Annotated in this window: 8 protein-coding genes and 1 pseudogene; 4 read left to right on the top strand and 5 right to left on the bottom strand. The window is 44.2% G+C overall.

The genetic code is table 11. The features are described from left to right. Nucleotides 1-311: 311 nt before the first annotated feature. Both ANSO36C_RS07925 and ANSO36C_RS07920 read left to right on the top strand, forming a co-directional pair. Nucleotides 312-542, top strand: coding sequence for a NifU family protein (locus tag ANSO36C_RS07925; protein ID WP_012408256.1), 231 nt, complete (start codon nucleotides 312-314; stop codon nucleotides 540-542). Nucleotides 543-620: 78 nt separating this feature from the next. Then, nucleotides 621-2,855, top strand: coding sequence for a glycoside hydrolase (locus ANSO36C_RS07920; protein ID WP_251959080.1), 2,235 nt, complete (start codon nucleotides 621-623; stop codon nucleotides 2,853-2,855). A 65-nt stretch (nucleotides 2,856-2,920) separates the two neighbouring features. On the opposite strand, the gene ANSO36C_RS07915 is transcribed toward ANSO36C_RS07920, so the two are convergent. The 4 genes and pseudogenes from ANSO36C_RS07915 to ANSO36C_RS07900 form a co-directional block, all read right to left on the bottom strand. Further along, the gene (locus ANSO36C_RS07915; RefSeq protein ID WP_251959079.1) at nucleotides 2,921-3,481 is read right to left on the bottom strand and encodes a hypothetical protein; all 561 of its coding nucleotides are present in this window, start codon (nucleotides 3,479-3,481) and stop codon (nucleotides 2,921-2,923) included. Between the two features lie 114 nt (nucleotides 3,482-3,595). After that, nucleotides 3,596-4,818 (bottom strand): annotated as a pseudogene (locus tag ANSO36C_RS07910) (type II secretion system F family protein). Nucleotides 4,819-4,922: 104 nt separating this feature from the next. Next, entirely contained in the window at nucleotides 4,923-6,050 is a 1,128-nt protein-coding gene (locus ANSO36C_RS07905; protein ID WP_251959078.1) for a type IV pilus twitching motility protein PilT, read from the bottom strand. Between the two features lie 125 nt (nucleotides 6,051-6,175). After that, nucleotides 6,176-8,182 (bottom strand): GspE/PulE family protein, encoded by a 2,007-nt coding sequence (locus tag ANSO36C_RS07900; RefSeq protein WP_251959077.1) that lies wholly within the window; start codon nucleotides 8,180-8,182, stop codon nucleotides 6,176-6,178. Between the two features lie 427 nt (nucleotides 8,183-8,609). On the opposite strand from ANSO36C_RS07900, the gene grpE reads away from it, so the two are divergent. Together grpE and dnaK are read left to right on the top strand one after the other, a co-directional pair. Next, the gene (gene grpE, locus ANSO36C_RS07895) at nucleotides 8,610-9,356 is read left to right on the top strand and encodes a nucleotide exchange factor GrpE (RefSeq protein ID WP_251959076.1); all 747 of its coding nucleotides are present in this window, start codon (nucleotides 8,610-8,612) and stop codon (nucleotides 9,354-9,356) included. A 227-nt stretch (nucleotides 9,357-9,583) separates the two neighbouring features. Next, entirely contained in the window at nucleotides 9,584-11,539 is a 1,956-nt protein-coding gene (gene dnaK / locus ANSO36C_RS07890; protein ID WP_251960278.1) for a molecular chaperone DnaK, read from the top strand. A 195-nt stretch (nucleotides 11,540-11,734) separates the two neighbouring features. On the opposite strand, the gene ANSO36C_RS07885 is transcribed toward dnaK, so the two are convergent. After that, nucleotides 11,735-11,941 carry a hypothetical protein gene (locus ANSO36C_RS07885; protein ID WP_251959075.1) on the bottom strand — a complete coding sequence of 69 codons (207 nt, stop codon included), beginning with the start codon at nucleotides 11,939-11,941 and terminating at the stop codon, nucleotides 11,735-11,737. Nucleotides 11,942-12,027 lie beyond the last annotated feature (86 nt).

The following is a 12,027-nucleotide window of genomic DNA, read 5'->3' as shown; positions in this document are numbered from 1 at the left end:
CTTGTCCTCACCTCCTGGCGTTCTCTTCAGTACTTTAAAGGCTAAAGTAGAGTAGGAGGGCTTGCACAACAAATTGTTCAGCTAATCTAATATCAAGTTGCTAAGACCAGCAGTGGTTTAGTCAAAAGTCATTAAAAACTGACACCTGACAATCTAGCGGCAATTAGATTTAGGATCGATTTAACAAAGCTGGAAAACAAAATTTTGGATAATGGTTAATGACTAACCGCGCATTTGGCACAGAGATCATTATTATTCAATGCCCCATGCCCCATGCCCAATCCCCATCATTAACTTAGCAGGTCTAAACTATGGAACTTACAATTGACAACGTTGAAACAGTCTTAGATGAAATGCGCCCTTATCTCATGTCTGATGGCGGCAATGTGGAACTCGTAGAACTTGATGGGCCTGTTGTAAAACTGCGGCTGCAAGGTGCTTGTGGTTCTTGTCCCAGTTCTGCAATGACCCTGAGAATGGGTATTGAGCGCCGTTTAAAGGAAATGATTCCTGAAATTGCAGAAATTGAGCAAGTGGTGTAAAAGTTAGGAGTTAGGAGTTAGGAGTTATGAGTTTTGAATCAACTCCTAACTCCTCATTCTTAACTCCTAACTATTTCTATGTCCCATCCTCTTTACATCGCTTTTATCTGGCATCAACATCAGCCGCTGTACAAATCTCCTGGCAGCGGCGTTTCGCTATCTTCTAGTCAGCAGTACCGTTTACCTTGGGTACGTTTGCATGGGACTAAAGATTATTTGGATTTGGTATTGCTCTTAGAGCGATATCCTAAGTTACACCAAACGGTGAATTTAGTACCATCGTTGATATTGCAACTCGAAGATTATATTGCTGGTACTGCTTTTGACCCTTACCTCACAGCCAGCTTGACACCGGATGAACAACTTACCCAGCAACAGCGCGAATTTATTATCCAACACTTTTTTGATGCCAATCACCATACTTTGATTGACCCTCATCCCCGCTATGCCGAGTTGTATCAGCAAAGGCAGGAGAAGGGGCAAGCTTGGTGTTTAGCAAATTGGGAATTGCCAGACTATGGCGATTTGCTAGCTTGGCACAATTTAGCTTGGATCGATCCGCTGTTTTGGGATGACCCGGAAATTGCTGCTTGGTTAAAAAAGGGTCGAAATTTTACTTTAAGCGATCGCCAGCGCATTTATTCCAAACAACGAGAAATTCTCAGCCGCATTATCCCTCAACATCGGAAAATGCAGGAGACGGGACAGCTAGAAGTTACTACCACGCCTTACACTCACCCGATTTTACCGTTGCTCGCTGATACTAACTCCGGTCGGGTAGCTGTGCCGAATATGACACTACCAAAGCAACGCTTTGAGTGGGCAGAAGATATTCCCCGCCACTTGCGGAAAGCTTGGGACTTTTATAAAGACCGCTTTGGACAGATACCTCGTGGTTTGTGGCCTTCGGAACAATCAGTAAGTCCGGCGGTACTTCCACATATTATTAACCAAGGATTTAAGTGGATATGCTCAGATGAAGCCGTCTTAGGGTGGACGCTGAAACACTTTTTTCATCGGGATGGGGCGGGGAATGTAGAGCAACCAGAATTGTTGTACCGACCTTATCGCCTGCAAACTGCCGAGGGTGACTTGTCAATTGTGTTTCGTGACCACAGATTATCAGATTTGATTGGCTTTACTTATAGCGCGATGCCAGCAAAACAGGCAGCCGCGGACTTAGTGGGACATTTGCAAGCGATCGCTAAAATGCAAAGAGAAAGTCACAGTGAGCAACCTTGGCTAGTTACCATCGCCTTGGATGGGGAGAATTGCTGGGAATTTTATCCCCAAGACGGCAAACCCTTCCTAGAAGCTTTATATCAAAGTTTGAGCGATGAACCCCGCCTCAAACTCGTCACTGTCTCCGAATTTCTCGAAGAATTTCCAGCCACAGCGACTATTCCCGGAGGGCAACTACATAGTGGTTCTTGGGTGGATGGCAGTTTCACCACTTGGATCGGCGATCCTGCCAAAAATCGTGCTTGGGATTACTTGACAGAAGCAAGGAAAATGCTTGCAAGTCATCCCGAAGCGACTGAAGAAAACAACCCCGAAGCGTGGGAAGCTTTGTATGCCGCAGAAGGTTCTGACTGGTTTTGGTGGTTTGGTGCAGGACACTCCTCAAATCAGGATGCCATCTTTGATCGGTTGTTTCGAGAACACTTATTTGGCATTTACAAGGCATTAAATGAACCTGTACCGCCCTATCTCAAGCAACCAGTGGAAGTCCACGAAGCGCAAGAAAATCACACCCCACAAGGATTTATTCATCCCGTGATTGATGGTAAAGGGGATGAACAAGATTGGGATAAAGCTGGACGCATAGAAATAGGTGGGGCGCGGGGGACAATGCACAATAGCAGCGTCATCCAGCGACTTTGGTATGGGGTCGATCACTTAAACTTCTATTTGCGACTGGACTTTAAAAGTGGCGCTGCACCGGGGCGAGATTTGCCAACAGAGTTAAATTTGCTATGGTTCTATCCAGAAAAAACAATGGTTAACAGCCCAATTCCCTTGGCAGATTTACCAGATGCAGCCCCACTTAATTACTATTTCCACCATCTTCTGGAAGTTAACTTGCTGACGCAATCGATTCAATTTCGAGAAGCTGGAGACAATTATCAATGGCATCCCCGTTTCAGCCGCGCTCAAGTAGCTTTAAATAGTTGTTTAGAGTTGGCAGTACCGTGGGCAGACTTACAAGTTCCGCCAGATTATTCCCTACGGCTAATTTTGGTACTTGCGGATGAAGGGCGTTTTTCCAACTATTTACCAGAAAATACTTTGATTCCCATTGAGGTGCCTTAAAAGTCCTAATGTGGTTTGGCGTATTCTCATACAGAATTGGTATAACTCCTAACTGCTAGCTTTTTCTAAGCTGGGGGAATTTCTGAAGAGAAAATGTGTGTGAAATTCTCCTCAAGCAGCGAATCTGGTGTTTGCATAATAAATGGGAGTTCAGCTCCCACAAGTCCTCTTTGGATGTGTTCTAAAGTCTCACTAAAAATGACAAACAAAGGATATATAACATTAGCTCCCTCGCTTAAAATATGACTGTGACGGAGAGGCATCAACCACTCATAATCATTGTCTAGGCAAACTTGGGTTTGTCGCCAACGTCCTAACAAATCAGAAAAGTCTTCATCAGCACGATGAATAAAGATTAAAATTTCGGCTCCAGTTTTGACTTTCCACTCTGGATCGCACATTAAAATTGCCACATCACAGGGTAAGCAAACTGTTTGTGGCGCTGTTGTGGCAGTGTTGCGAAGCCGGACAATTGGCAAGGGTATAGTGATAACACTTTCATCTGGACGGCGCAGACTGGGAATCATCTCCAAGTATGGCCGATATTGCTTTAGTAAGGCGATCGCAGCTAAATGATTGCTGTACTCTGCCAAACTCGCTTCGTAGTGAGATTTTTGCACAGTCATAGTTGATTAAATAGTGACGAATTAAGAATAAAACTAATCAGTTAGAAGTTAAAAGTTAGAAATAAAAAGTTTTAATTTCTAACTTATAGCTTATGGCTCTTAACTTTTAATCCTCTATCCCATCTTTTCAAATACTGCAAACATAGGCAGATACATCGCTAGCAAAATCGTTCCAACCATTCCCCCTAAAACTACAATCATCACTGGTTCTAAAATACTGGTCATTGCTTTTACAGCTTGCTCGACTTCATCTTCATAGAAATCAGCAACCTTCATTAACATTGCATCTAATTCTCCAGTTTCTTCTCCAATACTAATCATCTGAATTGCCATAGCTGGAAAAACTGCATCTTGTTGTAAAGCAAGGCTAATCATACCTCCTTGTTGAATCTCCATACGGGCTGCGTCTATGGCATTGGCAATTACTTGGTTCCCTGATGTATCTCGACAATTTCCAAACAAGTTAAAATTGGTACACCTGAACGAGTCAAAGAACCAAAAGTCCGGCTAAACCGGGCAACTGAAGATTTTTGAATTAAGTCACCAAACAATGGCATTTTCAAGGAAAAACGATCAATTGTGATGCGGCCAACAGGAGTTTTACCATATTGTGTAAAACCAAATTTAAATCCTACAAGACCAGCGAGAAGGAGTAAAGCACTCGGACTTCTCAAAAATTTACTAGCATCCATCAAGAATTGCGTTAGAGGCGGTAATGATATTCCAATTTCTGTAAAAATCTTCGCAAAAATGGGAATGAGAAAAATGGTCATGCCAAGAAAGATAGCAACTGCGATAAAACCCACGACCACTGGATAAGACAATGCTGATTTAATTTGGTTTTGTAGGCGGGCAACATCTTCTAACAACTTAGCTAAACGATTCAATACTTCGTCTAGAACACCACCAACTTCGCCAGCTTGAATCATACTCACATATAATCCATCAAAACAGTCAGGATGCTTCCGCATTGCGTCTGAAAGATTCATTCCGCTTTGAACATCGTTGCTAATTTCCACAAGGGCTTGTTTCAGTTTGGTATTACTACACTGTTCAGAAAGTACACCTAGGCTTCTAACGATCGCAACTCCCGCATTCATCAAAACGGCAAATTGACGCGAAAAAACTGCTTTGTCTTTCACAGAAACCTTAACTAAGGAATTCTGGAATTTTTTGAAGGCAACATCTGGTTGAAATCCTTGAGATTGCTTGAGTTCTTGGATTACAAAACCTTGATCTCTGAGATTAGTACGAGCTTGTACTAAGGATTCGGCAACAATTTTTTCTGTTCGAGATTTTCCTTGCGAATCCCGAACACGGGCAACAAAGTTTGGCATAAATAAATTCAAAATAGTTGTTATTTATTGGGCATGAGACATAAGGGAAAGATTTACTGCAACTTTATCTTTAGTTCCTCATCTCCCTTATTTCCCCAGTTCTTTTAATGCGCTTTGGCAGCCGCCCCAGCTTTCGCACCTGCGGCTGCTTGCGGTGTAGAATTACCAATCAGACGCTGGATTTCATCTGGCTTAGAAGTTTTAGACATCGCCGCTTCAAAGGAAATGGTTCCATTTTTGTAAAAATCAGCTAAAACCTTCTCCAGAGTTTGCATTCCCAATTTGCCGCCCGTTTGAATAGCTGAGTAAATTTGAGATGTTTTGCCTTCTCGAATCAAGTTGGAAATAGCGGGAGTGACAATCAGAATTTCTTGAGCCATCACCCGACCATATTCACCGGGTTTCGGGTTTTTCTTGGACACCAAAGTTTGGCTAAATACAGCCACTAACGAGTTAGATAACTGCACCCGCACCTGGGTTTGTCTTTCATGGGGGAAAACGTCAATAATCCGGTCAACTGTCTGTGCCGCAGAACTGGTATGGAGAGTGCCAAATACCAAGTGTCCTGTTTCTGCTGCGGAAATCGCCAAAGAAATTGTTTCCAAATCGCGCATTTCTCCCACCAGAACAATATCTGGATCTTCCCGCAAAGCTGCTTTCAAAGCATTAGCAAAACTCTTGGTATCTTCACCCAATTGCCTTTGGTGAACCAAGCTTTTAATTGGTTCGTAGACAAATTCAATTGGATCTTCCACCGTTAAAATATGCTCTGCCTTGGTGCGGTTAATCAAGTCAATCATTGCCGCTAGGGTAGTTGTCTTCCCGGAACCTGTAGGGCCTGTCACCAGAATTAGCCCTCTGGGTTTATCTGTCATTTCCCGCACGATATCTGGCAAACCTAATTTTTCAAAGTTAGGAATCTTAGAACTTAATGCTCGTAAGCAAGCAGCATAAGAACCACGTTCTTTATAGACATTGACTCGAAAACGTGCCAAACCCTTAACACCATAAGAACAATCCAACTCCCAGTTCTGCTCTAAGGTTTTACGCTGGGTGTTGTTGAGCATACTAAAAATCAGTCTTTGACATTGATCGGCTGTCAATACATGCTCACCGATGGGGGTGAGTTTGCCACTGATACGGAAGTAGGGAGGCAAACCTGCGGATAAATGCATATCCGAGCCACCCAATTCAATCAATTGCTCCATCAAGTCTTCAATCATCATTTCCATAGTTCTGCTTCCTTTTAATGTTTTATTTGTCCTTTGTCCTACCCTGCGGGAAGCCGCTAAGGCGTCTATGTCATTTGTTTAAAGTTACTAAGCGTCAACTAGTGACCAATGACCAATGACTAGCCTTAAAACCGAGATGTCATACAGTAGGGGCAATCCAGCCATTCTTGTTTCAATGTGGCATCGCAACTCCGGCAGGTAAGACCAGTCTTGCGTTTGGCTTTTAACTCGGCTTCCAAACCAGTATCAGTAAACGTTACTCGTTCTACTTCTTCTAGGGTGGTAGAACCTTCTCGCACTAAGTCCAAACTGTAAGCCAGTAAGGTTTTCATGCCCTCTTCTATTGCCACTTCCTTGATTCGTTCTGTGGGTGCATCTTCGTTGATGAGAGTTTGCAGGTTTTCGGTGACTCGCATAACTTCATAAACACCACAACGCCCTTTGTAGCCGACCCCATTACATTTTGAGCAAAGCTGATTTTTGCCTTTGGCTTCTGCGATCGCATCTAATGTCAAGGTGTTAGCTTTGTAAAAGGTGACTCCTACATCTGAGGAAGCTGATAGACCATAACGAGCTAGTTCCTCGGTTGTGGGAGTGTAGGCAATACGACATTCAGAACATACACGCCGCACCAAACGTTGAGCTAAAACGCCAATTAGGGAACTAGAAACCATGAAAGGCTCAATCCCCATTTCTCCCAAACGAGCGATCGCTCCTGGGGCATCATTGGTATGTAAGGTAGTTAATACCAAGTGACCCGTCAAGGCAGCTTCAATTGCTGTTTTTGCCGTTTCCTTATCCCGCGTTTCACCCACCAGTAGCACGTCTGGATCTTGTCGCAAAAAAGCCCGCAACGCGGTAGCAAAATCTAGCCCTTTTTCCCGAATCACCTGTACTTGAGTAATCCCTGGAAGACTGTACTCAATTGGGTCTTCCACAGTACTGATATTAATTCCGGGATCATTCTTTTCTGAGAGTGCAGAATACAACGAAGTTGTTTTCCCAGAACCAGTTGGCCCAGTCACCAAAATTAGACCAAAGGGACGACTTACCATATCCTTGACAATATTTAAAGTCTCTGGATCGGTAATTAACTTATTTAATCCCAGTTGGGTGGAGGAGTTATCCAAAATCCGCAGCACTACCTTTTCCCCGTAGCGACTGGGTAAGGTATTTACCCGGAAATCCACCTTACGTCCCTCAAACATCCGGCGAATGCGTCCATCTTGGGGCAAACGGCGTTCCGCAATGTCTAGATTGGAGATGATTTTAAATCGGGCTGTAACTGCCGGGATGATTTTTTTCGGTAGGGGATCGAAAGCTTCGCGCAGTACGCCATCCTTGCGAAAGCGAATGCGTAAGTTTTCTTCTTGCGGTTCGATATGTATGTCAGAAACGCCCTCATGTAAGGCTTTAGCCAGGATTCTGTTAACTAGGTTGATGACTGGGGCATCCTCTGCACCCTTCATCGCCGCCCCTAGATCAGCCTCCATTTCTTCAGGAGCATCGGAAAGATCGAGATTTCCGAGGTTTTCTAAATCCTGATTAATATCTGTAAACTTTTCTTGTTCTAGGTGCTTTTGCTTAACAGCCATTTCATCCAGATATTGGTTGATTAGCTGTTGGTAATCTTCCTGGGTAATCACCATGCGCTGCAACGCCAAGCCTTGGGGGCGCAAGATGCGGTTCAGGTCATCGGAAGCCTCTAGATTATCTGGAGCAACCATCGCCACTAAAACTGAGGGCGGGGTCTGGTCTTCGTGTTTTGACAGTGGTACTAAACGATGGCGACGACAGATATCCACTGGGATGAGGGTTTCAATCAGGTTCCCCATCATCGTGTTGCCAATGGAGCTGACTTCAGGATCGAGGAATTCTACACCGTATAGTATTTTGAGTTCAAATAGTTGCTGTTTTTTGTATTGCCTGAGCAACTCAGGTGATAGTTGTTGCCCAGTGATTGACTCTAATACTTCCGTTAGGGGTCTGCCAGATTTGCGGCTTTCAATTAATGCCTGCCTCATCTGTTCGGTATTGACATAGCCAGATTGCACTAGCTTGTTGCCAAAGGGCGAAAACTCTGTTCTGGTAGTTAGAGCGGTACTGCGCCGTTGTGGTGACGAGTAAGTCATAAATGAGCAATTGATTTGGGGAAACCTCTGATTAAAGTATTCCCAGGCTGTAAGACAGAATTCTCATTTCCCAAAAAAGTCCTAAGTTACGTTGTTGCTCTAGGAGACACCAAGGGCGAATTGAACTGGGAATTGAGGACTGGAATAATTTTGATGAAGATTCAAACCCCAACCAAATTGGGAAAAAGACTCTTACCCAGTCCCCAGTTCCAGAGTTAACATTTGCAAATTACTCGTTCGGGTTCCCGCCTTAGTGGCATCTGGGCTAAGGTGTTCACCATTTGTCACAATAAGAGGACGGTTACATCATTTCCAGGAACTTACCACTTGTTGGCAAAAAAATCAGCCCCAGTGGCAAGCCGTGGATGACGACGGTTGCAAGCTGTGGAGATACACTGCCATAAAAAGCATCTGGAATGAATAGACAATGATCGATGAAAATAAACAGATAAACAATACAAGCCAGCAATTGGGTGAACCAACAGAGGTAAAGCAAGCAATGAAGAGTGACTTCCCAGCCCAAGTAAATTTCAATGAATCTGGTAGCGAGGTGACAGAGCCAGTGGCAGCCCAAACAAATGTATCGGGAACGGCTAATCCCAATGTAGAAAATAGCGTCGCTGCAACCGAAAAAACCGGAGTGGAAACAGCAGCTTTGGCAGAACTGACTCAACAAATTGAGTCTCTCAAAACGCAGCTAGAAGAGCGTAGTACTCAATATATGCGGATTGCTGCTGATTTTGAGAATTACCGGAAACGTACTAGCAAAGAAAAAGAAGAGTTAGAGACGCTGATGAAGCGGAACACGATTCTGGAATTGCTGCCAGTGGTCGATAATTTTGAGCGGGCGCGATCGCACCTCAAACCGCAATCTGATGGCGAAATGACCATGCACAAAAGTTACCAAGGCGTTTACAAACAACTAGTAGATAGCTTGAAGCGCTTAGGTGTATCACCAATGCGTCCCGAAGGACAAGAATTTGATCCTAACCTGCACGAAGCAGTAATGCGGGAACCTACGGATGAACATCCTGAAGGAACAGTGTTAGAAGAGTTAGTGCGCGGATACTTCTTGGGTGAACGTGTGCTACGCCATGCAATGGTCAAGGTAGCTGCTCCCAAGGAAGATAGCCCTGCTGCACCAGAAGATCAGTCGAGTTCAGCCAACAGTTAAGCTGTAATTGCTCACCTCACTGACCTCAAGTGCCTGGGTTCTAGCAAGGATGAGCATCGCGTACCTAAAACTTGAACAAGGCTTTGGATAACTCTCTGTGTTTAAACTTCTCTCTTGCTACCAGTAACAGGGATTCCACAGACGTTATCCGCTAGCCTTTGTTCAGAGTAAAAAAGTTAGTCCGCGACACATTACAGCAGAAAGAATCAGTAAAAATACTGCCGAATATGGGAAAAGTTATTGGGATCGACTTAGGCACTACTAACAGTTGCGTCGCAGTTTTGGAAGGCGGTCAACCACTGGTGATCTCCAATTCTGAAGGTGGACGAACTACTCCAAGTATTGTGGGATTTGGCAAGAGTGGCGATCGCTTGGTTGGTCAGTTGGCAAAGCGCCAAGCCGTAACCAATGCTGAAAACACAATTTACAGTATTAAACGATTTATCGGGCGGCGTTGGGAAGATACTGACATAGAACGCGATCGCGTCCCTTACAACTGTGTCAAGGGTCGAGACGATACTGTTGATGTCCAAATTCGCTCAAAAAACTATACGCCACAAGAACTATCCGCCATGATCCTGCAAAAGCTCAAGCAGGATGCGGAAAACTTTTTGGGTGAGGAAGTCACTCAGGCAGTGATCACCGTACCAGCATATTTTACAGATGCTCAAAGACAAGCAACTAAAGATGCCGGCACAATTGCTGGACTAGAAGTCCTGCGAATCATTAATGAACCAACAGCTGCGGCTTTAGCTTTCGGATTGGAAAAGCAAGACCAAGAGCAGCTAATTTTAGTATTTGACTTGGGAGGCGGAACCTTCGACGTTTCGATCCTGCAACTTGGGGATGGCGTTTTTGAAGTTAAGGCGACTTGTGGCAACAACCACTTAGGTGGAGACGACTTTGATAATGCGATCGTGCGTTGGATGATGGAACGTTTCCAGCAACAAGAAAAGATCGACCTTTCCCAAGATAAGATGGCGCTGCAACGCCTGCGGGAAGCAGCGGAAAAGGCAAAAATTGAACTCTCCAGCATGACGAATACCTCCATCAACTTGCCCTTTATCACGGCTGATGACACCGGGCCAAAGCATCTGGAGATGGAACTCAGCCGCTCTAAATTTGAAGAACTGGCAGGAAAATTAATTGAAGGTACCATAGAACCAATGATCCAAGCTCTCAAAGATGCGGATCTCAAACCACAAGCTATAGATCGGATTATTTTAGTAGGTGGTTCTACTCGTATTCCCGCAGTTCAAAACGCGCTAATTAAGTTTTTCAACGGCAAAGCTCCCGATCGCTCTATCAACCCTGACGAAGCGGTAGCATTGGGAGCGGCTATCCAAGCAGGGGTGTTGGGTGGCGAAGTAGATAATCTCTTACTTTTGGATGTCACCCCTCTGTCCTTGGGCATTGAAACCTTGGGTGAAGTGTTCACCAAAATTATTGAACGCAACACCACAATTCCTACTAGTAAGTCACAAATTTTTTCCACAGCAGTTGATGGGCAAACCTCGGTAGAAATTCACATCCTCCAAGGTGAACGGGCAATGTCACGAGATAACAAGAGTCTCGGCAAGTTTCTGTTAGCAGGAATTCCCCCATCGCCCCGTGGTGTGCCACAAATTGAAGTATCCTTTGAAATCGATGTCAACGGCATCCTGAAGGTTTCCGCCCAAGACAAAGGTACAGGTAGAGAACAGAGTATTAGGATTACCAATACAGGTGGTTTGAGTACCAACGAAGTCGAACGGATGCGCCAAGAGGCCGAACTGTTTTCCGAGGAAGATAGAAGACGTAAAGAACTGGTTGAACTCAAAAACCAAGCAGATAATCTGTTATTCAGTTACGAATCCACCATCAAGGATAATAGCAACTTTATCGGCGAGCAGATGAAAACCTTGGCCAGTGAAAAAGTTTCACAACTCCAAGCTGCAATGATTGACTCCAGCATCTCCACTATAGAATTTAAGCAGCGCTTAGACGACTTCCAACAAACCCTGTTTGCAATTGGTGCTGATGTCTATAACCGAGCTAACAGCCAAACAGATGAGATTGAGGAGGCTTCAGCTAATATCTTGACTCCAGAAGTAGACTCACCAAATGGCACACTAATACCACAATTCAACTTTGATTTTGACGAAGAAAGTACTGCCCAGGTTGATTACGAGGCAATAGATTAGGGATGGGGCATTGGCAAGAGGCAGAGGGGAAAGAGTAAATAAAAAGGTAATTCTTTATTCTCTCCCTTGCCCCCTGCCTCTTCCCTATTTCCTAATTTGCAAATTTTTATTAAGAAATTTTAATATATCTAAATATTTAGCGAAGTTTCACAAGACCTCGCGGTTTGCTAGATTGTAGAAGCAAATTACTTTGGGCTAGGCAGTATACCAGTTCAAATCCACTTCCATTGCATAAGGGTGGTTTTCCACACCTAATGGTGCGGCTAGCCCCTCTGGTTGATGGACGGGGTTTTCCTCTCCTACGTAGCACAATTGTAAAAGAGACAGCCGACTCGGCAGTGAGAAGTCTGAGCAAAGGCTTACAACCAGCTCGTAACTTCTATAGCTTTTGTCGTCTCCCACGAGGAAATCACCTGTTGCCCAAAATTTGTCGGTGATTTTTGTAAAAGGTAAAGGGTAAAATCAGTTATTAACAAAAATTAATTTTA

Origin of the sequence: Nostoc cf. commune SO-36 (assembly GCF_023734775.1) — a bacterium.
GTDB classification, from domain to species: domain Bacteria; phylum Cyanobacteriota; class Cyanobacteriia; order Cyanobacteriales; family Nostocaceae; genus Nostoc; species Nostoc commune_A.
This window is presented reverse-complemented; position numbering and strand designations above follow the sequence as displayed.

Excerpts from the sequence above, each read along its gene's own strand:
- ANSO36C_RS07925 (WP_012408256.1), top strand. The coding sequence starts at position 312 with ATGGAACTTACAATTGACAACGTTGAAACAGTCTTAGATGAAATGCGC.
- ANSO36C_RS07920 (WP_251959080.1), top strand. The coding sequence starts at position 621 with ATGTCCCATCCTCTTTACATCGCTTTTATCTGGCATCAACATCAGCCG.
- ANSO36C_RS07915 (WP_251959079.1), bottom strand. The coding sequence starts at position 3,481 with ATGACTGTGCAAAAATCTCACTACGAAGCGAGTTTGGCAGAGTACAGC.
- ANSO36C_RS07905 (WP_251959078.1), bottom strand. The coding sequence starts at position 6,050 with ATGGAAATGATGATTGAAGACTTGATGGAGCAATTGATTGAATTGGGT.
- ANSO36C_RS07900 (WP_251959077.1), bottom strand. The coding sequence starts at position 8,182 with ATGACTTACTCGTCACCACAACGGCGCAGTACCGCTCTAACTACCAGA.
- grpE (WP_251959076.1), top strand. The coding sequence starts at position 8,610 with ATGATCGATGAAAATAAACAGATAAACAATACAAGCCAGCAATTGGGT.
- dnaK (WP_251960278.1), top strand. The coding sequence starts at position 9,584 with ATGGGAAAAGTTATTGGGATCGACTTAGGCACTACTAACAGTTGCGTC.